Annotated in this window: 17 protein-coding genes; 12 read left to right on the top strand and 5 right to left on the bottom strand. The window is 57.4% G+C overall.

The features are described from left to right. Positions 1–32: 32 nt before the first annotated feature. From GOW92_RS05365 to GOW92_RS05355, 3 genes are all read right to left on the bottom strand, one after another. A complete protein-coding gene (locus tag GOW92_RS05365) occupies positions 33–3470 on the bottom strand; it encodes a pyruvate carboxylase (protein ID WP_170558623.1) in 3438 nt (1145 codons plus the stop codon). A 127-nt stretch (positions 3471–3597) separates the two neighbouring features. Beyond that, positions 3598–4752 carry an alpha-hydroxy acid oxidase gene (locus GOW92_RS05360; RefSeq protein WP_170558621.1) on the bottom strand — a complete coding sequence of 385 codons (1155 nt, stop codon included), beginning with the start codon at positions 4750–4752 and terminating at the stop codon, positions 3598–3600. 39 nt (positions 4753–4791) lie between these two features. Beyond that, the gene (locus GOW92_RS05355) at positions 4792–6576 is read right to left on the bottom strand and encodes a sensor domain-containing diguanylate cyclase (protein WP_170558619.1); all 1785 of its coding nucleotides are present in this window, start codon (positions 6574–6576) and stop codon (positions 4792–4794) included. Positions 6577–6757: 181 nt separating this feature from the next. Here GOW92_RS05355 and GOW92_RS05350 point away from each other — a divergent pair, with 181 nt between their 5' ends. Together GOW92_RS05350 and GOW92_RS05345 are read left to right on the top strand one after the other, a co-directional pair. After that, positions 6758–9154, top strand: coding sequence for an ATP-dependent helicase (locus GOW92_RS05350; RefSeq protein WP_170558617.1), 2397 nt, complete (start codon positions 6758–6760; stop codon positions 9152–9154). Between the two features lie 25 nt (positions 9155–9179). Beyond that, positions 9180–9506 (top strand): hypothetical protein, encoded by a 327-nt coding sequence (locus GOW92_RS05345; protein WP_170558615.1) that lies wholly within the window; start codon positions 9180–9182, stop codon positions 9504–9506. A 53-nt stretch (positions 9507–9559) separates the two neighbouring features. Here GOW92_RS05345 and GOW92_RS05340 read toward each other — a convergent pair whose 3' ends face one another. Then, on the bottom strand, positions 9560–9784 hold the full coding sequence (locus GOW92_RS05340) for a DUF1127 domain-containing protein (RefSeq protein WP_170558613.1): 225 nt from the start codon (positions 9782–9784) through the stop codon (positions 9560–9562). Positions 9785–10700: 916 nt separating this feature from the next. Here GOW92_RS05340 and mraZ point away from each other — a divergent pair. From mraZ to GOW92_RS05295, 9 genes are all read left to right on the top strand, one after another. Further along, entirely contained in the window at positions 10701–11204 is a 504-nt protein-coding gene (gene mraZ, locus GOW92_RS05335; RefSeq protein WP_170558611.1) for a division/cell wall cluster transcriptional repressor MraZ, read from the top strand. A 4-nt stretch (positions 11205–11208) separates the two neighbouring features. Further along, the gene (gene rsmH / locus GOW92_RS05330; RefSeq protein ID WP_170558609.1) at positions 11209–12201 is read left to right on the top strand and encodes a 16S rRNA (cytosine(1402)-N(4))-methyltransferase RsmH; all 993 of its coding nucleotides are present in this window, start codon (positions 11209–11211) and stop codon (positions 12199–12201) included. Continuing rightward, complete coding sequence (ftsL, locus tag GOW92_RS05325) at positions 12198–12566, top strand: cell division protein FtsL (protein ID WP_170558607.1); 369 nt, start codon at positions 12198–12200, stop codon at positions 12564–12566. Before rsmH ends, ftsL begins: the two co-directional genes overlap by 4 nt. Next, a complete protein-coding gene (locus GOW92_RS05320) occupies positions 12563–14350 on the top strand; it encodes a peptidoglycan D,D-transpeptidase FtsI family protein (protein WP_170558605.1) in 1788 nt (595 codons plus the stop codon). Before ftsL ends, GOW92_RS05320 begins: the two co-directional genes overlap by 4 nt. Positions 14351–14372: 22 nt before the next feature. Beyond that, positions 14373–15854 carry a UDP-N-acetylmuramoyl-L-alanyl-D-glutamate--2,6-diaminopimelate ligase gene (locus tag GOW92_RS05315; RefSeq protein ID WP_170558603.1) on the top strand — a complete coding sequence of 494 codons (1482 nt, stop codon included), beginning with the start codon at positions 14373–14375 and terminating at the stop codon, positions 15852–15854. Then, positions 15851–17245, top strand: coding sequence for a UDP-N-acetylmuramoyl-tripeptide--D-alanyl-D-alanine ligase (locus GOW92_RS05310; protein WP_170558601.1), 1395 nt, complete (start codon positions 15851–15853; stop codon positions 17243–17245). The genes GOW92_RS05315 and GOW92_RS05310 overlap by 4 nt, the downstream gene beginning before the upstream one ends. Before the next feature lie 36 nt (positions 17246–17281). After that, entirely contained in the window at positions 17282–18364 is a 1083-nt protein-coding gene (gene mraY, locus GOW92_RS05305) for a phospho-N-acetylmuramoyl-pentapeptide-transferase (RefSeq protein ID WP_170558599.1), read from the top strand. A gap of 150 nt (positions 18365–18514) precedes the next feature. Then, entirely contained in the window at positions 18515–19915 is a 1401-nt protein-coding gene (murD, locus tag GOW92_RS05300; protein ID WP_170558598.1) for a UDP-N-acetylmuramoyl-L-alanine--D-glutamate ligase, read from the top strand. A gap of 99 nt (positions 19916–20014) precedes the next feature. Continuing rightward, complete coding sequence (locus GOW92_RS05295; RefSeq protein WP_170558596.1) at positions 20015–20395, top strand: glycine zipper family protein; 381 nt, start codon at positions 20015–20017, stop codon at positions 20393–20395. Here GOW92_RS05295 and GOW92_RS05290 read toward each other — a convergent pair. After that, the gene (locus GOW92_RS05290) at positions 20392–21573 is read right to left on the bottom strand and encodes an NAD(P)/FAD-dependent oxidoreductase (RefSeq protein WP_170559364.1); all 1182 of its coding nucleotides are present in this window, start codon (positions 21571–21573) and stop codon (positions 20392–20394) included. The genes GOW92_RS05295 and GOW92_RS05290 overlap by 4 nt on opposite strands. A gap of 150 nt (positions 21574–21723) precedes the next feature. Here GOW92_RS05290 and GOW92_RS05285 point away from each other — a divergent pair, with 150 nt between their 5' ends. Continuing rightward, entirely contained in the window at positions 21724–22527 is an 804-nt protein-coding gene (locus tag GOW92_RS05285; RefSeq protein ID WP_170558594.1) for an arylamine N-acetyltransferase family protein, read from the top strand. The last annotated feature ends 122 nt before the right edge of the window (positions 22528–22649 follow it).

Below are 22649 nucleotides of genomic sequence, written 5' to 3'. Positions count from 1 at the left end.
AACGGCCCTTGTTCCTGAGAACGTTAGGTCGGTTATTCCAGTTCGACCAGTAGGTCCTTTGCGTCAATCTGACCGCCCGGCTGGATGTGAACGGCCTTTACCGTCGCATCACGCTCGGCATGGATGCCGGTTTCCATTTTCATCGCTTCGATGGTCAACAGCATATCGCCTTCCTTGACCTCTTGGCCGACAGTCACGGCAACGGTGGCAACAACGCCAGGCATCGGTGCGCCGATGTGGTTGGGATTACCGGCCTCAGCTTTTGGTCGGGACTGTGTCGTTGAGGTGACCAAACGGTTCGGCACCCGGATCACACGTGGTTGGCCGTTGAGCTCAAAGAATACTTTGACCTCGCCCTTTTCATCGGTCTCACCGATGGCCTGACAGCGGATTTCCAACGTTTTGCCTGGGTCGATCTCAGCCGTGATTTCTTCGCCCGGCTCCATTCCATAGAAGAATGTGCGGGTCGGCAGCGTTCGAACAGGGCCATAGGTCCGGTGGCGCCCCATGTAGTCCAGGAAAACCTTGGGGTACATCAGATAACCGTTCAGATCCTCGTCATCGACCTCCTTGCCTTCCAGCTGTTTGGACAGCTCGGCACGTGTAGCCTCAAGGTCAACCGGCGGGACATCCTTGCCGGGGCGATCTGTATTGGGCGCTTCGTCTTTAAGTACTTTCGTGACGATGGTGTCTGGGAACCCGCCCGGTGGTTGACCCAGATTGCCGCGCATCATGTCCACGACCGAGTCGGGGAAGGCGACATCTGTATTCGGATCTTCGACCTGCTCTCGGGTCATGTTCTGGCTGACCATCATCAACGCCATGTCACCCACAACTTTGGACGACGGTGTCACTTTCACAATGTCACCGAACATCTGGTTCACGTCCGCATACATCTGGGCGACTTCGTGCCAGCGTTCCTCCAGCCCCAACGACCGCGCCTGCGCCTTGAGGTTAGTGAACTGACCGCCGGGCATCTCGTGCAGATAGACCTCGGATGCCGGGGCCTGCAGGCTGGATTCGAAGGCCGCATATTGCCCACGGACCGCCTCAAAATAATCGCTGATCTCACGGATGGATTTGATGTCCAGCCCAGTGTCACGCTCGGTATGCCGCAGCGCTTCGACCACCGTCCCCAGCGTCGCCTGCGAGGTGTTGCCTGAGAAGCTATCCATCGCGCAATCAACCGCGTCCACGCCGGCCTCTGATGCCGCCAGAATGGTCGCGCTGGCAATGCCTGCGGTGTCGTGTGTGTGGAAGTGGATCGGTAGCCCGACCTCCTCCTTCAGTGCACGGATCAGGATGCGCGCCGAGGCTGGTTTCAATAGCCCCGCCATGTCCTTGAGGCCAAGGACATGAGCACCCGCATCGCGCAGCTCTTTCGCCATGCCGACATAGTACTTCAGGTCATACTTGGCGCGATCCGGGTCCAAAATGTCACCGGTGTAACAGACCGTTCCTTCACAGATTTTGCCGTTCTCAACAACTGCGTCCATGGCGACGCGCATATTCTCAACCCAGTTCAGAGAGTCGAACACGCGGAACACGTCGATATTCTGCGACGCCTGACGAACGAATTCCTGCACCACGTTGTCGGGATAGTTGGTATAGCCAACCCCATTTGCACCGCGTAGCAGCATTTGGGTCATCAGGTTCGGCATCGCTTCGCGGAGGTCGCGCAGACGCTGCCAGGGGCATTCTTGCAGGAACCGATAGGCCACGTCGAATGTTGCACCGCCCCAGCATTCGACCGAGAACAGCTGTGGCAGGTTGGCCGAATAGGTTGGCGCGACCTTGATCATGTCGATCGACCGCATCCGGGTCGCCAGCAAAGACTGATGGCCGTCCCGCATGGTGGTGTCGGTGATCAAAAGCTGACGCTGCGCCTTCATCCAGTCGGCCACGGCTTGCGGGCCCTTTTGTTCCAGCAGGTTGCGGGTGCCCATCTGTGCCTCGGCTTTTGGCGCAGGTGCCTTGGCCTCTTTCAAGTCAGCGCGTGGTTCGGGGCGGTCTTTGGTTTCGGGATGGCCGTTCACCGTAATGTCGGCGATATAGGTCAGCACCTTGGTGCCCCGGTCGCGGCGGCGCTTGAAGGTGAACAGATCCGGCGTCGTGTCGATGAACTTGGTGGTGTATTCATTCGACAGGAAAGTCGGATGTTTCAGCAGGTTGATGACAAAGTCGATATTGGTGCTGACGCCCCGAATACGGAACTCGCGCAGGGCGCGGTCCATCCGGGCGATCGCCGCTTCGGGCGTTGGTGCCTTGGCGGTCACCTTGGTCAGCAGCGAGTCATAGTACCGCGTGATGACCCCGCCTGCATAAGCCGTGCCGCCGTCCAAACGGATTCCCATGCCGGTGGCCGATCGATAGGCGGTAATACGGCCATAGTCGGGGATAAAGTTGTTTTGCGGATCTTCGGTAGTGATCCGGGTTTGCAGCGCGTGGCCGGTCAGATGCACGTCTGCCTGGCTGGCGGCACCTGTGGCTTCGGCTAGGGTTTTGCCCTCGGCGATCAGGATCTGAGCTTGAACGATGTCGATACCGGTGACCTCTTCGGTAACCGTGTGTTCCACCTGCACGCGCGGATTCACTTCGATGAAGTAGAACTTGCCGGTTTCCATATCCATCAGGAATTCAACCGTGCCTGCGCATTCATAATTCACATGCGCGCAGATTTTGCGGCCCAGTTCACAGATCTCGGCGCGTTGTTCTTCGCTTAAGTAAGGGGCAGGGGCGCGTTCGACAACTTTTTGGTTCCGGCGCTGGACTGAGCAGTCGCGTTCATACAGGTGATAGATCTCACCGTGCTTGTCGCCCAGGATCTGCACCTCGACGTGACGCGCGCGGATGATCATCTTTTCCAGATAACCCTCTCCATTGCCGAATGCGGCCTCGGCTTCGCGGCGACCTTCCAAAACCTTCTCTTCTAGCTCATCCTCCGAATGGATCGGGCGCATACCGCGCCCGCCGCCGCCCCAGGACGCTTTGAGCATCAGTGGATAACCGATTTCTTTGGCCTCGGCGCGGATTGCATCCATATCATCGCCCAGAACCTCTGTCGCCGGGATGACAGGTACATCCGCGGCGATGGCCACCCGGCGCGCGCTGGCCTTGTCGCCCAGGGCGCGCATGGTTTCGGCCTTGGGGCCAATGAAGGTGATACCGTTTTGCACGCAAGCATCCACGAAGTCCGGGTTTTCGGACAGCAGGCCATAGCCGGGGTGGATCGCGTCCGCCCCGCATTCCTTCGCGACGCGGATGATCTCGTCGATGCTCAGGTAGGCGGCAACAGGCCCCATGCCCTCGCCAATGCGATATGCCTCATCCGCTTTGAAACGATGCAGGCCCAGCTTGTCCTCTTCGGCAAAGATGGCAACAGTACGCTTGCCCATCTCATTAGCTGCGCGCATCACGCGAATGGCAATCTCGCCTCGGTTGGCGATCAGGATCTTGTTGAATTCAGTCATGTCGGGTCCCGGTCCTACTTGTTTGGCCGTGTTGATAGGCGGACAATACGCGTACGTATATCAGTCGTTCTGGGTAGAACCGGCATGTTAACGCTCGCAAACGCCCCCTGTTAGCGCTATCTACTTATTAACGCTGCATCGCGGCATGAACAAGCGGGGTAATGGGCGGTAGGTGATTCAGCGACTCGGCGCCCAATTGGCCCATGTTCGCGTGCATGTCCTGCCGCAAAATGTCGATAACGTGGGCTGGGCCTTTTGCGCCCAGGGCGGCAAGCCCGTACATGAAGCCACGGCCCAACATCACGAAATCGGCCCCTAAGGCCTTGGCTCGCAAAATGTCCAAACCACCTTCAATCCCGCTGTCGAAGATCAGGGGCAAGTCGGTGGCCGCGCGAATGGCGGGAAGGGCGTCGATACTGGCCGGGGCGCCGTCAAATTGCCGACCGCCATGATTTGATAGCCACAGAGCGTCCACACCCGCCTTCTGCAACGGTTCGGCATCTTCAGGGCGCTGTACGCCTTTCACGATCAGTGGACCATCCCAGGCATCGCGCAGCCAGTGAACATAGTCCATATCCGGAGACGTACGGAGCAAATATCCAACATGTGCGGTTGGTGGCAGGTTGCTGGAGTTGTCCGTATATTTGTCCAGTGTCCGCATCCGCGGAGGCCCACTGCGCGCAATTCCAAGCGCCCATTCAGGCCGCATTGCGATTTGGGCCAGCAAGCGCGGTGTCAATCGTGGTGGATTGGTCAGGCCCGAGCGTGTCTGACGTTCGCGTCTGGATGCAACCGGAACGTCTGCAGTCATTACAAGCGTCGTAAAGCCAGCATCCCGGACCCGATTCAGAAGATCTTTACGAATGTCCGGATCTTTAGGCGGATACAGCTGAAACCAAGCGTTTTCACCTAGATGGGGCGCGACGTCCTCGGGGCTTTGGCAGGCGACATTGCTCAAGGTAAAGGGCAACCCAGCTTCGGCAGCGGCACGGGCCAAGTGGCCTTCGGCATCGGGCCAGATCAAGCCTGCCATACCGATCGGAGCAACGCCGAAAGGCAAAGGGTAGGTCTGCCCCAGAAACTTGGTCGAGGTGTCAAATTCCAACGGCCCGTGGAGGATCGAAGGCAGAAAGCCGGCGCGGTCCAAGCTGTCGCGATTGCGGCGCAACGTGGCCTCAACGCCGGTTCCACTGTCCAGATACTCCCAGACAAAGTGAGGTATCCTGCGCTGGGCGCGGTGTTTCAGATCGGCGATGCCGGGAAAGCGACTATGAAGGTCCATGGGGATTGATCGGGCCAAAGGCGCGATTCGGCAAGGAATTTAAGCCGTTGATTGCCCCACAACGGCTTTTATCGGCTTTTTGAGCTTGGAAATCTGCCGTGCGTCGTCCCAGCTGCCTGCGACCTGAACTTGATTGCGACCTTTGTCTTTTGCCGCATACAGCGCATCATCCGCAGAGCGCATCAGATCCTGCGGCATAGTGCCATGCGCCGGATAATGCGAAACCCCAACTGAGATCGTGATACGGGGCAGGGATTTCTCACCGTAGCGCACCGAGACGGCCTCGACCGCCTGCCGCAATTGTTCGGCACGTGTAACCGCGTCGTCAGATGTGTTGTCGGGTAGGATCAGCATGAATTCCTCACCACCGATGCGACAGGCAACCTCGTCCCGGTCGCAGCCCTGTTCCAATGCAGCGCCAACTGCGCGCAACACCATGTCACCGGCATCATGCCCATGGGTGTCGTTGAACTTTTTGAAGTGATCGACATCTACGGCTATCAGGCTCAGCGGCGCGCCAGTTTGCTGACTGCGGTTGATGGATTTGCGCAGTGTTTCGATCATGTGCCGCCTGTTGAACAGCCCGGTTAGGGGATCCCGGACAGACTGGTCATGCAGTTGATCGCGCATTCTTACATTGGCAATCGCCATACTGATCTGTTCGGCGCAAAGCTGAGCCAGTTTTTTGCTAGCATGAAACGCCACATCCATGCTTTCGAGAGCACGAAGATGTAAGAGACCGACCGTTTCCCCATGCGCGAGGATCGGAAAGCAGAAATAGGGCCTTCCATCATGGGGTTCTGCATGTTCACAAACAAAATCGATCTCTGAAGCGCCGTATTCATAGGTTCGGCCGCGTCGAAGGCCCCAGCACCCTTCGGGGTGGATGTGTGCTTTGTGTGTTCCGCCGTTCCAGCTGGCACACCCATCCAGGACATCGCGGGAGTTGGAATAAACGTAAACGCTGCCCTCGGCCTCAGGTAGGATATGTGTCATGAAACGCGAGACCATATCGAACAACTCGTCCAAAGAGCGGCTGGATTGCAGCCACTCATTCAATTCGCCCAGCAAGCGGACTTCGCGGGCCAGACGCAATTGGTCTTCCATCAGGTCACGCTCTTTGGTCGATTGTTTTTGAAGTGCCTGCATTTGCAAGCGGTTGGTCCTGTAGCTGGCAAAAGAAACCGCAGCCAAAGCAAGCAGGGCGATACCGCTCAGGACTGTTAAAGAAATTCTGAGCCGCGAAACAAAAGTGGTGCGCAAATCAGAGATGTCCGTAAAAAATTCAATCGCGCCGATAAAGCGACCGTTCTTGGTCACGGGCATGAAGACTTCTGCGACATGGTGCTGAGTTGCGTTTCCAATATTGTCGGTGTGTAGATCAAGCCCGTCGATCTCGGACAGAGGAACAATTTCCTGAATGTAGTGAATCATCCCTCGGGCAACGTCGCTGCGAAAGAAATCGCGGTTTTCGACACTGCCGATCTCAGTCGGGCGAGTCGACCACGTGACCCGTCCATTCGTATCAAACAATTTGAACCGGTAAACATCGGATGCCTCCGGCATCGAGGTCAGAAACTCGGCGTCGTGGGCATCGATTACGCCGGTTTCCAGGGCACTTTCGGGGTCCTCCAGGTGCAACACGACACGGCGTTTCCACAGCTCGGCCTGCTTTAAAATGTCGGTCTTCAACATCCTGTCGACCAGCGGGGCGGGTAATTTGTACACGCCCCAACCGCTTCCAATTGCCAGAGAAATCAGCAACATGCTGATGCCGATCCATTTCAGCCGGTGATTTACGCCCCCCCGTTTCTCCTGAGTCATTTCTTTGCGCTCCCACAGCAGTTTACTGATCATCGCGCCGGGGGTTTTACAGATGGTTAACGTGGTCGTCCGCAGGTCAAAAGTTTTGAATAGAATTGATCGTAACACTGCATCAAAAACTGTGCGAACAAGGCGTGAACAAACCCTTTCCCTCAGCCTTCATCCAGCGTAGTTTGGAAAGATGAGCAGTTTTGACGAAATGGACGCCTTCGAGGGCGCATCCCTGTCCGCGCGGGCCATGGCCGCGCGCCCTATGCCTTATCTGGACGAGCTGAACCCCGCGCAGCGCGATGCGGTCGAGCGTTTGGACGGGCCTGTCCTGATGCTGGCAGGCGCAGGTACGGGCAAAACCAAGGCACTGACCGCGCGTATCGCGCATCTGCTTAGTACCGGGCGGGCGCGCCCGAACGAAATCTTGTCGGTGACTTTCACCAACAAGGCCGCGCGCGAGATGAAGAACCGCGTGGGCCGTTTGTTGGGGCAACCGGCCGAAGGGATGCCTTGGCTGGGCACATTCCACTCGATCTGCGTCAAGCTGCTGCGGCGGCACGCAGAACTGGTCGATCTGAAATCGAATTTCACCATTCTAGATACGGATGATCAACTGCGGCTGCTCAAACAGCTGATTCAGGCGGCCAATATCGATGACAAACGCTGGCCTGCGCGCATGTTGGCCGGAATCATTGATGACTGGAAGAACCGGGCGCTTACGCCCGACAAGGTGCCTACTGCCGATGCCGGCGCCTATAACCACAAGGGAATTGAGATCTACGCTCAGTACCAAATCCGGCTGCGCGAGCTGAATGCGGTGGATTTCGGTGATCTGCTGTTGCACATGGTCACGATCTTCCAGACCCATCAGGATGTGTTGGAGCAATATCAACGTTGGTTCCGCTACATCCTAGTGGACGAATACCAGGATACCAACGTCGCGCAATACCTGTGGCTGCGGCTGCTGGCCGGGGCGCACAAGAACATTTGTTGCGTTGGGGATGACGATCAATCAATTTATGGTTGGCGAGGGGCCGAGGTGGGCAACATCCTGCGGTTTGAGAAGGATTTTCCCGGGGCTTATGTTGTCCGGCTGGAACAAAATTATCGTTCAACCCCACATATTCTGGCGGCTGCGTCCAATGTAATTCGCGGCAATGAAAGCCGGTTGGGCAAAGAACTGTGGACTGATGCGCAGGATGGCGAAAAGGTACGGTTAATCGGCCACTGGGATGGCGAGGAAGAGGCCCGCTGGATCGGTGAAGAAATCGACGCGATGCAGGGCGGAACGCGCGGGGTGCGACCCTTCAATCTGGATGAAATTGCGATTCTCGTGCGGGCCAGCCATCAGATGCGGGCGTTTGAGGACCGTTTTCTGACCATTGGTCTGCCCTACAAGGTCATAGGCGGCCCGCGATTCTATGAGCGGATGGAGATTCGCGACGCAATGGCGTATTTCCGGCTGGTGGTCAGCCCCGGTGACGATCTCGCGTTCGAGCGGATTGTAAACACTCCGAAGCGTGGGCTTGGTGACAAGGCGCAGCAGACGATTCAGATGACGGCACGGGAAAATGGCGTGTCTCTGGTCGATGGCGCGCGCATTGCAGTCGATAACGGGCTGATCAAGGGTAAGGGCGGCAAAGCGCTGCGCGAGTTGATTGATGGGTTGGCCCGCTGGAATGCGATGACCCGAGGTCCTCGGATCGAGGTTGACGATGATTCTGTAATTGATGATGGCTCCGCTCCGATGCGGTTTGGTGAGCCCGAGGTCTCACATATCGAACTGGCACAGATCATTCTGGACGAATCCGGCTACACGGCCCACTGGCAGAACGAAAAGACTCCGGAAGCTCCGGGACGGTTGGAAAACCTCAAGGAACTGGTCAACCAGCTGGACAATTTCGAGAACCTGCAAGGGTTTCTTGAGCATGTCAGCCTAGTCATGGACAATGAGCAAGAGGGCGATGGGGCCAAGGTTTCCATCATGACTCTGCACGCGGCAAAGGGGCTTGAGTTTCCGGCCGTGTTCTTGCCGGGGTGGGAAGACGGGCTGTTTCCCTCACAGAGATCAATGGACGAGTCCGGGATCAAGGGCCTCGAAGAGGAGCGGCGACTGGCCTATGTGGGCATCACCCGCGCGGAAGAAGTCTGTACGATTTCCTTTGCGGCCAATCGTCGGGTGTTTGGCCAGTGGCAGAATGCAATGCCGTCACGCTTCGTTGATGAGTTGCCTGAAGACCATGTCGAAGTTCTGACGCCACCCGGGTTGTACGGGGGCGGGCAGCCGACGGCGAGTATTGAGACCCGTGCGGCTGAAGCGAATGTGTACAACTCGCCAGGTTGGAGGCGGATGCAGGCGCGGCAGGGGCAATATGGGACATCTCAACCCCGCGAAAGCCGAAATACGGTGATCGACGCGACCGCAGTTGCGAGTTTCACCATGGGCGAGCGCGTGTTTCATCAGAAATTCGGCTATGGCGCCGTTATTGGTATCGAGGGTGACAAGGTCGAGGTCGATTTTGACAAGGCTGGTACCAAAAAGGTGGTTTCCCGCTTTCTCTCCGCCAAGGATGATGTTCCGTTTTAGTCAAATTGAATGTGCCTGACGGCACATGCTTGATCCTATTGAAAAGCGCCCGGTTTTGACCGCGGCGTTTTTTTCTTGCCTGAGAAAACAAAAACGGCGGTTCCCTGGGAGGAGGAGAGGAAACCGCCGTTCTTTTCAACATCAGGGCAGGGAGGAGGAGAGCCCCGATGTATCTGAACCCGGGTTCGAGCCCGGTATGAGGAAGACGCGGCGACGTCAGGGAGGAGGAGAGACGTCGCCGCGCGCTTTCAACACCAGGAAAAGGGAGGAGTACCCGGTGTGTCACGTTCCGGCGTTCAAGGCCGGTATAAAGGGCGGCGACATCAGGGAGGAGGAGAGATGTCGCCGCTAAAATACAGGTCCAAAAGGGAGGAGGAAGGACCTGATCTCGTATTTCAGTGTCGCTTAACGTGCGACGTGTTCTTCGGCCGCTTGCTGGGCCAGGCGGCGGATCATTGAGCGGTGAAGCCCCAGATCAGCCAGTTCGCGGTTTGACAGATCAGACAGTTCGTTAACTGTCTGGCGATAGATGCGATACCGCACAAACCGGGTCTTTGCCGCCTCAATCAGCGAAGCCAGGCTTGTTACCGGTGCGCCTTTGAGCGCGGTGTTATGTGTTGCTACAGCCATTTGCTTAACTCGATGTATTCGTTGTTGCCGGTGTTGCCCGGCGCTTGCTTGAGATTGAAAATAGGCAAATGCTGCAATTGCACAATACCTGATGACATCAATGCCGCTATGCAGCAAATGCATAGATATCAAACGTTTGCTGACGTGGGTCCGGAAGCGTCAACAAAATAAGGCCTTAGGCGGAAGCTTCCGCTGGGGGAGGTTTCAATCTGATATTTCGACTTCGGAAGGTTGCGTGTTACTTAAGTAGGATTTGTCAATTCTTGTGCGCTTTGTGCGCTTTGTGAGCGGAGTGGGCGAAGCCTGCGGCGACTGACACAAATATTCCGGCTCATGGGATTTCATGGGCGCCTGCTGGGTTGCGGTGGGTGTCGCTCTTAATTTGGCTCCGACGGTGGCGCGATTCGGCACTCAACTGGTTCTTTTTGGCCACTCTTGCCCCGATTTTTCTTTTCGATGGAAAATATACGGGAAATTATGGGAACTATTGGGGACCGACTATTTTTGGCATATTTGGTAGGGAGTGTGGAGACTGCATCTACAAATTGTGTATTTGGTGTGGTATTTTTTCGAATACGAACAGTCAGACCGTGATTCTTGAGGAATGGCTCAGAAAATTTCTATTGATTTCCATAAATTCCCATGCCATCCCTAGTTCATCCGATGAGGACGAGGCACATGGGGCGCCAAACGACCCCGAACCAATAAAAACAGGTTTCATACAGGCATCTCGCTTTCATCAATCAAGAGATCCGGCGCGCGGGCGAGCAGACATCCCCCCAGGTGGCGCGCGCAGCTGGACATCCCGCACAGCGGGTCAATGCGGCGGGTTGATCAGTGGCAGCAGATCAACCCGCCGTTTTTCATCCGGGGGGCGAGAAATTTAGGTGGGGCGCAAGCGAAAGGGACAGTCGTCTTGGCGCGCAGGTTTAGAGGTGAAAGCCACCACAAGGTGGATACGAAGGGCAGGGTGTCAATCCCGGCCTCGTTTCGCCGTGTGCTTGAGGCCTCTGACCCCAACTGGCAGCCCGGAGACACTCCTGAACTTGTAATTGTCTACGGTGATCACCGCCGCAAGTTCCTTGAATGCTATACTATGCAGGCAATTGACGAAGTTGATGCCAAGATTGATGCGCTGCCGCGCGGGTCGATGCAGCGGAAGATGTTGCAGCGGATGTTCCACGGTCAATCCTTTCCGACAACAGTAGATGAAACCGGCCGTTTGGTGTTGCCCGCAAAACTGCGCAGCAAGATCGATCTCGAGGGCGAAGCATTCTTTATCGCCGCAGGGGACACGTTCCAGATATGGAAGCCGGAAACCTACGATTCCGAAGAACTGGCCGCGGCCGAAGAGTGGTTGGATGAACAGCCCGAGGATTTCGATCCTTTGGAGTTCCTTGACGGCACCGGGGATGCGTAACGGCATGGCCGGCGCTGAAACCCCTTCCGATAAACCTCATATCCCTGTTCTGTTGCGCCCGTTGCTGGCAGCTGTGGCACCTGTGTCTGGTGTCTGGCTGGATGGAACCTTCGGTGCTGGCGGTTACACGCGGGGTCTGTTGGACGCCGGGGCAAAGAAAGTCATCGGCGTGGACCGGGACCCACTGGCCTTTGAAATGGCGGCGGATTGGTCTGAAGACTATGGTGATCGGCTGGTGATGCAGCCGGGTGTATTTTCGCGCATGGACGAATACGCGCGGGATCTGGATGGAATTGTCCTTGATTTGGGCGTGTCGTCGATGCAGCTGGATCTGGCCGAGCGTGGCTTTTCCTTCATGAAAGACGGCCCTCTCGATATGCGGATGAGCCAGGAGGGGGAAAGTGCCGCCGATCTGGTTAACAACGCAACCGAGGCGCAACTGGCCGACATCTTGTTTCACTACGGCGAGGAACGTGCCAGCCGCCGCATCGCAAAGGCCATTGTCAAAGCGCGCACTGACGAACCTATTACGACGACCCTGCGCCTGGTTGAGATCATCGAATCCTGTCTGCCACGCCCCAAGCCGGGGCAGTCGCACCCTGCAACGCGCAGTTTTCAAGGGCTGCGGATCGCGGTGAATGCTGAATATGAAGAACTGTACCAGGGCCTCATGGCCGCTGAACGGGCACTGAGGCCGGGCGGGCAGTTGGCTGTAGTGACATTCCATTCCATCGAGGATCGGATGGTCAAACGGTTCCTTCAATCTCGTGCGGGCAAAACGGGTCGGGCCAACCGTTACGCGCCAGAGATTGAGCAGGAACAGCCGCAGTTTACGCTTAAGACACGCAAGGCCGTGGGACCGGATGATCAGGAGCTGCAAGAAAATCCGCGCTCGCGCTCGGCGAAGTTGCGTGTGGCAATTCGAACGGATGCGCCGTCGGGGGAAATTGAGGCCCGCGCTGTTGGCATGCCGCAATTAGGGGGAAGAGCAAAATGAAGAGTGTTTTGTATGTGTTGACTGCTCTGTCCGTGTTCGGACTGGCGCTGTGGGCGTATCAGGAAAATTACCGTACGCAACAGGTCGTGAAAGAAACGCAGAAACTGCAGCGCGAAATTGGCATGGCGCAAGTTAGGCTGGCGGTTTTGAACGCTGAATGGGCCTATCTGAACCGCCCCGACAGGTTGCGCGAGCTGGCCGATCTCAACTTTGAAAGGCTGGGCCTTTTGCCCCTGCGGGCCGAGCAGTTCGGTCGCGCCGACCAGATTGCCTATGCTGAAGATCCCGACCTACCTATTGTCGACCCGATCGAGTTGCAGGCCATAACGAACATTCAGGCATTGGGTGAGGTGCAGATCCCATGACCCGGACGCCACTGCGCCCTCTGGCCCGAATCCTTGATGCGCGTGCGCGGGGTGAGAACCCCAAATCCATCGAGCGTGAAAACATCCGACAGCGCCACGAAGACATGAAAGACCGTGCCCGCACCCGGGCCGAGGGCCGCTTGCTGGTACTGGGTCTTTTCTTTTTCTGTGCGTTTTCGGTGGTGGGCGTGCGCATGGGCATGTTGGCCACGTCTGAAGCGCAGGAACCTGTTGCCTCGGCCCCCGGTGCCGCCATCGCGATGCAGCGCGCCAACATTGTCGATCGGGAAGGCCGCATTCTGGCGACCAACCTGGACACTTATTCGGTTTATGCGCAGCCGCCTTTGATGATCGATCCGATTGCCGCGGCTGATCAACTTGTCGCGATTTTCCCTGATCTCGAAAAAGAACGTCTGGTCAAGGACTTCACCGGCAACCGCAAGTTCCTTTGGATCAAAAAGCGTATCTCGCCCGAGCAGAAGCAAGCCGTACACGATATCGGTGATCCGGGCATTCTGTTCGGCCCGCGAGAGATGCGTCTGTACCCGAATGGCCGTCTGGCGGCCCATATCCTGGGTGGATCAAGTTTTGGGCGCGAAGGCGTCAGCGCGGCCGAAGTGATTGGCGTGGCGGGCGTCGAAAAGCAATTCGACGACTATCTACGCGACCCTGCGAATGGGACTAAGCCGCTGCAGCTTTCCCTGGACCTGACTGTTCAGGCCGCAGTGGAACAGGTGCTTTTTGGTGGCATGAAGATCATGAACGCCAAGGGGGCATCGGCGGTTCTGATGAATGCGCACACAGGTGAAGTGATCTCGGCGGCTTCACTGCCGTCTTTCGACCCCAATGACCGTCCGCGTCCGCCGACCTCGGGGTTCGACCCCTCCGACAGTCCGCTGTTTAATCGCTATGTACAGGGCGTTTACGAACTGGGGTCCGTCTTCAAGATTTTCACCGCAGCGCAGGCGGTTCAGCTAGGTTTGGTGAATTCGAACACCATCATCGATACCTCGGGGCCAATGAAGATCGGCCGTTTCCCAATTGGTGAGTTCAACGGCAAGAATTACGGCAAGATCAGCGTGGCCGATGTGATCGTCCACAGTTCAAACCGGGGCACCGGGCGACTGGCGCTACAGATCGGCGCGCAACGGCAGCAGGATTTCCTGGAATCTCTTGGCATGTTTGATCCGACTCCGTTTGAAATCGTCGAGGCCAAGGGCGGCGAGCCGCTGAAGCCCAAGAAATGGGGCGAACTGAGCACGGTTACCATCTCATATGGTCATGGCCTGTCGACCAGCCCGATGCATTTGGCTGCGGGCTACGCGGCGATTGCCAATGGCGGGCATTACGTCAGCCCGACCATCCTGCGCAAAAACGGGCCGCAATACGGTCCTCGGGTAATGTCCGACAACGCCGCGAAACAGGCACAGAACATGTTGCGCCGGGTGGTAACGGATGGCACCGCCAGTTTTGGTGATGTGGCAGGCTATGATGTGGCCGGTAAGACCGGCACAGCGGACAAGCCAAAACCTCGCGGCGGGTACTACGATGACAAAGTGATCGCGACCTTTGCGACGTTCTTTCCGGCTTATGATCCTAAGTATGTCCTGATCGTGACGCTCGATGAACCATCCATCGTCGCCTATGGGGAAAAACGGCGCACGGCGGGTTGGACGGCGGTTCCAGTTGCCGCCGAACTGATCGGGCGCATTGCACCTTTGCTAGGGCTGCGTCCCCGGCTTGAGCCTGATGCGGGCGCTGCTATAACGCTGACCTCAAATTAGACTGTCCGGCAAGAGGTGGGTCATGGGCACAAGGACGAAGAAACTAAGCCAGCTGGCCCTGACTGCGCGCGGTGGTGTCAATCCTGACATCACTGGGCTGGCGGTAGACAGTCGCGAAGTCAAAGACGGTTTTTTGTTTGCAGCGCTTCCAGGTACGCGTGTTCATGGCGGTGAGTTCATTCAGTTCGCGTTGCGCATGGGGGCCGCAGCCATTCTGACGGATGCCGAAGGGGCCGAGATCGCCGCCGATGAACTGGCCGAATCCGATGCGGCGTTGATCGTGGTCGAAGACCCCCGTCAGGCGCTGGCCGGGTCGGCTGCGTTGTGGTTTGGTGTACAGCCCCAGAACATTGTGGCGGTCACCGGAACCAATGGCAAAACCTCTGTCGCGACGTTTGTACGCCAGATATGGACAGAACTCGGTCATGCCGCGGTGAACCTTGGGACCACAGGCGTCGAGGGCGCGTGGACCGCACCGCTGGCCCATACAACGCCCGAGCCGATAACTTTGCATCGCTGCTTGTCGGAGGCTGCGGAGAACGGAGTGACCCATGCGGCGATGGAGGCGTCCTCGCACGGGTTGGAACAGCGCCGCTTGGACGGCGTGCAACTGGCGGCAGCTGGGTTTTCCAACTTCACTCAGGACCATTTGGATTACCACGAAACCTTCGACGCGTATTTCAACGCCAAGGCAGGCCTGTTTGATCGGGTTCTGCCTCAAGACGGTACTGCCGTCGTCAACCTCAGCGATCCTAAAGGCGCTTTGGTAAGTCGGATTGCCAAAGACCGCGGTCAAAAGGTGCTGACCGTTGGGCTTGGAGATGCCGACCTGTGCCTGATCAATCAGCGGTTCGATGCGACGGGTCAGGACTTGCGGTTTTCATGGCGGGGTAAGGTCTTTCAAACTCGTCTGAATCTGATCGGCGGATTTCAGGCTGAGAACATTCTGTTGGCCTGCGGTCTGGTCATCGCGGCTGGCGAGGGTCCAGAGCGCGTTTTTGAAACCTTGCCGCATCTTACGACGGTTCGCGGGCGCATGCAGCTGGCGGCGACACGAGAGAATGGGGCGGCGGTATTCGTGGACTACGCACATACACCCGACGCGGTGGCGACAGCCCTCAAGGCATTGCGCCCACACGTAATGGGCCGCCTTATCGCCATTGTCGGCGCGGGTGGTGATCGCGACGCGACCAAGCGCCCTTTGATGGGGCAAGCCGCCGCCAATCACGCAGACTTGGTTTTCGTCACGGACGACAATCCGCGCAGCGAAGATCCAGCAACCATACGCGCGGCTGTAATGGGGGGGGCGCCGGAGGCGACAGAAGTCGGTGACCGCGCCGAAGCAATCCTGCGCGGTATCGACGCGCTGCAACCCGGCGACGCGCTTTTAATCGCGGGCAAGGGGCATGAAACCGGTCAAATCGTTGGCGATCAGGTTCTGCCTTTTGATGATGTCGAACAAGCCAGCATCAGTGTGGCGGCATTGGACGGGAGGGTGGCATGACGCTTTGGACCGCGGCTGAGGCTGCCGAGGCAACCGGCGGGCGCGCCACCACGGAATGGGTGGCCAATGGGGTTTCCATCGATACGCGCACGATCCAGCCCGGCGATCTTTTTGTCGCGCTCAAAGTTGCGCGCGACGGGCATGATTTTGTGGCGCAAGCCTTGGAAAAAGGCGCAGGCGCGGCTCTGGTGAGCCATGTTCCAGAAGGCCTGCCTGAGGATGCGCCGCTGTTGATCGTTAAAGACGTGCAGCTGGGGCTAGAAGCGTTGGGCCGCGCGGGCCGTGACCGCTGCAACGCGCGGGTGCTGGGCGTTACGGGAAGCGTTGGCAAGACTTCGACCAAGGAAATGCTGGCCACAATACTGGAAACGCAGGGGAAAACTCATGCCAGCGTCGCCAGCTACAACAACCATTGGGGTGTTCCACTGACACTGGCGCGGATGCCGCGCGACACAGAGTTCGCCGTGATCGAGATCGGTATGAACCATCCCGGAGAGATTTCTCCGCTTGCGCGTCAGGCTCGCCCGAACGTGGCGATGGTAACAACGGTCGCAGCGGTGCATCTTGAGGCTTTCGATTCAGTGGCCGGTATCGCGCGTGAAAAAGCTGCAATCTTTGACGGCCTGACCGAGGGCGGTTCGGCTATCGTAAACGCGGATATCGAACACGCGGACGTCTTGCGCACCATCGCGCATGACTTGGGTGTAAAGACGGTAAATTTTGGCCGCAATGGCACCGACTACACACTGACTGAAGTATCGCAAGAGGCCGACTCGGTTCATGCAACGGCGACGGTTGCAGAGCGTGCGATTGCGTTTGACGTTCGGTCAGCGGGCACGCATTTCGCCATGAATGCGCTGGGTGCTTTGGCTGCCTGCGCTGAAATGGGCGTCGATTTGGATCAGGCAATTGCAGGTCTCGGCGGATGGTCGCCGGTGAAGGGCCGCGGGGTACGTGAACAGATCGCGCTGGCAGACGGTGGCCGGATCGAATTGCTGGATGACAGCTATAACGCCAATCCGACCTCGATGGAGGCAGCGCTGGACGTTTTGGCCGCCGCGCAAGGCCAGCGCCGCATCGCTTTTCTTGGGGACATGAAAGAGTTGGGGGCCGAAGAGATCGCCATGCATGCGGCAATGGCGGATGTATCAGCTATGCCGCGTGTAGACCAAGTGCATTGCGTTGGTCCGCTGATGAAATCCCTGTACGACGCGCTTCCGGCGGACAAACGCGGGCTTTGGTTTGAGACCAGCGCCGAAATGGTTACGCATCTGCCTGAGCTTATTCAGCCCGGCGACACGGTCTTGGCCAAGGGATCGCTGAGCATGGCCTTGGCGCAGATTGTTGACGGTTTGCATAAAATGGGGCAAGGGGGCGCGTTTGATCGATGACCGCGCCCGCGACCTCAGTGTGAGAAAGGTTTTGTAATGCTCTATTGGTTGACCGCCCTGTCGGACGGAGGGGATTTTTTCAACCTCTTCCGCTATATTACGTTCCGCGCTGGCGGCGCCTTTCTTACTGCGCTGATTTTCGGGTTTATCTTCGGCAAGCCGCTGATCAACGTGCTGCGCAAAAAACAGGGTAAGGGCCAACCGATCCGTGATGACGGTCCGGAGGGGCATTTTTCAAAGGCTGGCACACCGACAATGGGCGGGCTTTTGATCGTAGGCGCGCTGGTGACATCGACATTGGTCTGGGCGCGTTGGGACAATCCATATGTCTGGATGGTCTTGTTTGTGACGCTGGCCTATGCGGCGATTGGGTTTGCAGATGACTACGCAAAGGTGTCGAAGCAGAACACTAAGGGCGTTTCGGGCAAAATGCGTATGGCGCTGGGTGTGATCATCGCAGTTTTGGCTTCTGCGTGGGCTACGCTGCATCATCCCGAAGCGCTGCAAAACCAGCTGGCTTTGCCGATTTTCAAGGATACGCTGGTCAATCTGGGCATATTCTACATTCCCTTCTCGATCGTCGTGATCGTTGGCGCGGCCAATGCGGTGAACTTGACAGATGGTTTGGATGGTTTGGCAATTATGCCGGCAATGATTGCTGCCTCGACGCTGGGGGTAATCGCCTACGCCGTGGGGCGGGTTGACTTTACCGAATATCTCGACGTGCATTACGTGCCGGGCACCGGTGAGATTTTCATCTTTACTTCGGCTTTGTTTGGCGCGGGCCTTGGGTTCCTTTGGTACAACGCACCACCGGCTGCTGTGTTCATGGGTGATACAGGATCGCTGGCTTTGGGCGGGGCTTTGGGTGCCATCGCCGTGGCCACAAAGCACGAACTGGTTCTGGCGGTCGTCGGCGGTTTGTTCGTCGTTGAAGCGCTGAGCGTGATCATTCAGGTCCTTTATTTCAAACGCACCGGACGGCGCGTGTTCCTGATGGCTCCGATCCATCATCATTATGAGAAAAAGGGCTGGGCGGAGCCTACGATCGTGATCCGGTTCTGGATCATCTCGCTGATCCTGGCGATGATCGGCCTGGCCACGTTGAAAGTTCGGTAACACTCCCGCCAGGTTCAGCGGACCTGCGGTCCACCTGCTACCTGTTGGGCCCGGCTCGCGCTGTTGCGCGAGCCTTTTGCCGCCCTTGCCATCAGGGATTTCTTCGGTGCAGTGTGGCGGCCAATTCAAAATCAATAAAAGGTGGGCAGAATGATCCCGGTCAAAGGGTTTTCAGGGCAAAAAGTTGCGGTTCTGGGGCTTGGCCGGTCGGGGCTAGCCACGGCTCGTGCGCTCCAGGCAGGCAATGCTGAGCCTGTGTGCTGGGATGACAACCCTGCCGCCCGAGAGGTAGCCGAGACCGAAGGGTTCAAATGCACCGATCTGCGCCGTCACAGGGTTTTTGATGACATCGCCACGCTGATTGTTTCGCCGGGCATTCCGCACCTTTATCCCGAACCGAACCCGGTTGTAGCTGCAGCGCTGGAAGCGGGCGTACCGGTCGACAACGACATCGGGTTGTTTTTCCGATCCTTTGCGGGGCCCGAGTGGAACAACTATGACACGCCTCCGCGTGTCATCTCGGTGACCGGGTCCAATGGGAAATCGACCACGGCGGCCCTGATCCACCACATCCTGACCGAAGCTGGGCGCGAGGCGCAATTGGCGGGCAATATCGGACGTGGGGTGCTGGATATTGATCCGGGCGGTGACGGTTCGGTCGTTGTGCTGGAACTTTCCAGCTATCAAACGGAACTTGCCCGCTCCCTGACCCCGGATGTGGCCGTATTCACCAACCTCTCACCTGACCATTTGGATCGCCACGGCGGTATGGGGGGCTATTTCGCGGCCAAGCGAAGGTTGTTCGCCGAAGGCGGCCCGGATCGCGCCGTGATCGGCGTTGATGAGAAAGAGGGGACGTTTCTGGCTGGTCAACTGGCCGAAGGCCCCGCCGACGATCGCGTCATCCGCGTGTCGGTTGCACGTAAATTGACAGGCCCTGGATGGCAGGTATTTGCGCGCAAAGGGTTCCTGTCAGAATACCGCAAGGGACGGCAGGCAGGCTCGATTGATTTGCGCGGGATCAAAGGGTTGCCGGGGGCGCATAACCATCAAAACGCCTGTTCTGCCTATGCCGCTTGCCGGGCGCTTGGGCTGGCACCGCGAGTGATCGAAGACGCGCTGCACAGCTATCCGGGCCTGCCGCACCGCAGTCAGGTCATTGCCGAAGTGGATGGTGTTACTTACGTGAACGATTCCAAAGCCACCAATGTGGACAGCGCGCTCAAGGCGTTGAGCGCCTTCAAGAAGGTTCGCTGGATTTGCGGAGGGCTTGAGAAAGAAGGTGGTGTTGAGGCCCTAAACGCAGCTTCAGGCCAAGTGGTCAAAGCCTATGTCATCGGGCGCGAAGCTGCGAAATTTGCCATGCAATTAGAAACTGATGCTCAGGTCTGTGTCACCATGTCCGAGGCCGTTGAGCAAGCCATGAAGGACGCCCAATCCGGCGAGACCGTCCTGCTTGCACCAGCAGCGGCCAGTTTCGATCAGTATGACAATTTCGAACAGCGCGGAGAGGATTTCGTGGCAGAAGTCAGGCAAAGGCTTTCGGAATAGCTGTTTGCAATAGACCGCCGGTTGAGCCAAGCTAGGATGCTATCAGCTTGACGCGCCATCATTATTGGTTTTGCTTGCCTGCAAATTCAACACGAGGTCATGAATATGCCATTTCGTAAGTTTTCTCTGATCCTGCCTGCCATTCTCGTTGCCGGTGCCTGCACCAACACAGGTGCTAACTACCAGCCTATCGTCGACGGCCCGATCGGCCCGAACTACAACGTGGATCTGCAGCAGTGCCAACAGTTGGCGGCATCGCAGGCCAGCGTTGATGGGTCCACTGCCGGGAATGCCGCCCTTGGTGCGGCTGGTGCCGCAGCGACCACAGCGATCATTCAGGACAGCAGCGACAATCTGGGCCGCGCAGCGGCTGCAGGTGCCCTCATCGGTGCCGGTGCAGATGTCTATGCGAAGAACCAGAACAAAGAAGTCATCGTGCGCAACTGCATGCGCGGACGTGGTTACAACGTCGTCGGCTAACTCTGTTTGGCGATAGCAGTTCCAGCGGCGTGGCCTGAGGACCACGCCCATTGGAAGTTGTAACCGCCAAGCCAGCCGGTGACATCCACCGCTTCGCCGATTGCATAGAGGCCGGGGACATCCCTGGCCTCCATCGTTTTTGAGGACAGATCATCTGTGTCGATCCCACCCAGAGTGACCTCGGCGGTACGATATCCTTCGGTGCCCGATGGGGTTAGCTGCCAGTTGGACAGGGCGGCAGTCAGCTCCGACAACGCGGCATCCGATTGATCGGCCAGATTGCCGGACATGGGGATGTTGTGGCTTAGGTGTTCGACCAGCCGCGCGGGCAGATGGCGCGCTAGTTCTGTTGTCAATGCCTTGCGCCCACCGCTTTGCCGCTGTTCCCGCAGCAAATCAAACAGCGGCAGGTCCGGGACCAGGTTTATCCGGATCGCCTCGCCCTCGCGCCAATAAGAAGACAACTGCAGTACCGTTGGCCCGCTGAGACCGCGGTGGGTGAATAGCAGGGCCTCGTCAAAGCTGGTTCGGTCATTTGACAGCCGCGCAGGCAGTGAAACGCCAGACAGATCTTTGAACCGACCATCAGAGAAGGTGAACGGCACAAGCGCCGCGCGTGTCTCTGTTATCCCCAGTCCAAATTGGCGCGCGATGTCATAGGCCATCCCGGTCGCGCCCATCTTTGGGATCGACTTGCCGCCAGTGGCAAGGACCAGATTGGTGCAGCTCAGACCGTGCCGCTGGCCTTCTCGTTCTACGTCGAGAATAAAACCGCTGTCGGTCTTGCGCAGATCCTTCACTTCGGTCCGAACCCACAGCTCGGCACCGGCCCGCCCCATTTCGTCTAGCAGCATCTGGATGATCTGTTTTGATGACCCGTCGCAGAACAACTGCCCCAGTGTTTTTTCATGCCACGCGATGCCATGCCGGCCGACAAGATCAATGAAGTCCCATTGCGTGTACCGCGCCAGCGCGGATTTGCAGAAATGTGGGTTCTGCGACAGGAAGTTTCCGGATCCTGCGTACGTATTGGTAAAGTTGCAACGCCCGCCGCCCGAGATGCGGATCTTTTCTCCGGCGGCCTTGGCATGGTCGATCACCAACACGCGCCCGCCGCAATGGGCGGCGCACATCATACCGGCAGCACCGGCACCAAGGATGATCGTGTCAAATCTCATACGCTGCGCATGGCGTGGATTGTGGGTGAAGGCAAGGGGGCAATATTTGCGGCGCATGACCCAGTGTTTAGACTTGAGCTCAACCTAACTTGAGGAATTACAAGCTAACTTGTGCGGCTGAAACCGCGAAGAAATGCTGAAGGTGCAAAGATGGATTTGGAAAACTACTTAAGCCATATTGCCTATACGGGCGACCTAAAGCCGGATCGGGCGACACTAGATAGCCTCTTTGCGGCCCAGCTAAGGATGGTCACTTTCGAAAACATTGATCAACAAATGAGTGTTCCAGTGTCGTTTGATCTGAGCGACGTGTTTGAGAAAATAGTTCTCCGAAAGCGCGGCGGGTGGTGTTTCGAGCTCAACACTCTCTTCAGTTGGGTCCTGAGGGAAATCGGATTTGAGGTGTCATATTTGGCAGGATACGTCGGTCCCGATAAACCTTTACCAAATCAGGCGCCGGATCACATGCTGCTCAAAGTCGAATGTGATGAGCTATTGCTGGTCGATGTTGGGTTTGGTGGCGCGATGTCCGCTCCGCTGCCGCTCAAGCCAGCCATGGTTTTGCAGCAGCCTTATGATCTTACTATTTCAGCCCGACGTGGTGGATTTATCCAATACTTAGAAAGCGCGGGCGGTGCGGATGCAGGCTATTGGTTTGTTCAGGAAGGTGTAGAGCCCCATGTGTTTCAGTCGGCCAGCACGCAATTGCAATCCGATCCAAACTCGCCGTTTTTACGGACGTTGACCGCGCAAAGACGTTACGCCAACCGGCATGTCATACTGCGCGGTCTGGTCATCAGGACGATTGATGCCGTGGGAATACGTGAGGAAGTCCTTTCGACGCCAAAGGAATTGGTGGACAGCCTGAAGTATGATTTTGGCCTTGATGTCCCCGAAATCGCCGACATCTGGCCGAAGATCAAAACCAGTCATCAAGAACTTTTTGCTGTCTGAGACCGGCTTGCGATTCCGCCTTTCAGACTTAAAGCCAAGCAGAATTGGCAAGCGTCATTCATTCCGCTAGCCCAAACGCAAAAATGTCTGTAGACTCTCAATCAGATCCCGAAAAACGGGAC

The sequence above is a fragment of the Ruegeria atlantica genome (assembly GCF_013032505.1).
GTDB lineage: Bacteria > Pseudomonadota > Alphaproteobacteria > Rhodobacterales > Rhodobacteraceae > Ruegeria > Ruegeria atlantica_F.
This window is presented reverse-complemented; position numbering and strand designations above follow the sequence as displayed.